This is a genomic window from Rhizobium sp. P1_E6 (genome assembly GCF_056405875.1).
The window spans coordinates 1-632 of the sequence record NZ_JBFUBG010000352.1; the positions used below are offsets into that span (position 1 = coordinate 1).

Below are 632 nucleotides of genomic sequence, written 5' to 3' on the forward strand. Positions count from 1 at the left end.
GGAAATAGGCGCCCCAAGAGACCAAACCTGTCTGCTCAGATCGGGCGATTGTGCCGGGCGGGAAGAGCCAGCTCAAGGCCGCGCGGCCCCTCCAATTTTCTCTCCGTTCCGTTTCACTGCACTTCGACAAAATCGGCTCCTCCGCGCGCCGGCTCCGCCGGTCGTGTTCCACGAGCCTTGACCTGCCTCTCCCCACCCTGCGTGCCGCGTCGTCTTCCACAACGTCAAGGAGACCACGATGACGATCGACCAGCACATCGAAGAACTGGGCGCTGAAGCCCGTAACGCCGAAACCACCTGGGAGCGCCGGGCGCTGGAAGCCGAACTCGACCTCGCGCTGGTCGAGCGCGAAGTCATCTGGGCCGAACTCGACGGCCGCATCGAGGCCGAGCCGCCCTTCTGAGGCGGCTCCGCATCTCGGTCTATGATGGTCACGCCTAGTTTGCTCGCCTCTTGTCTTCCGCTGACACCGGATCATGGGGATCTGAACATTCCCTTGAACTCGCGATCGGCAAAATAGACAATCTTCTCCGCTACGATCGGCCGTCTACCAGCAAGAAACAGTAACTGCGCTTTTGCTGGGAGATTCCTCACCTCGTCGGGCGTCAGGAGTCGGCGCCCTGTGCGTTGCT

General features: G+C 61.9%; 2 protein-coding genes. One reads left to right on the forward strand and one right to left on the reverse strand.

The genetic code is table 11. The features are described from left to right. Window positions 1–238: 238 nt before the first annotated feature. Window positions 239–403: a hypothetical protein gene (locus tag AC1D35_RS36695; RefSeq protein WP_477942986.1), complete on the forward strand. Its 165-nt coding sequence runs from the start codon at window positions 239–241 to the stop codon at window positions 401–403. Between the two features lie 71 nt (window positions 404–474). Here the strand turns inward: AC1D35_RS36695 and AC1D35_RS36700 are convergent. Beyond that, window positions 475–632: type IV secretory system conjugative DNA transfer family protein (locus AC1D35_RS36700; protein WP_477942988.1), on the reverse strand; the 158-nt coding region annotated here is incomplete at its 5' end.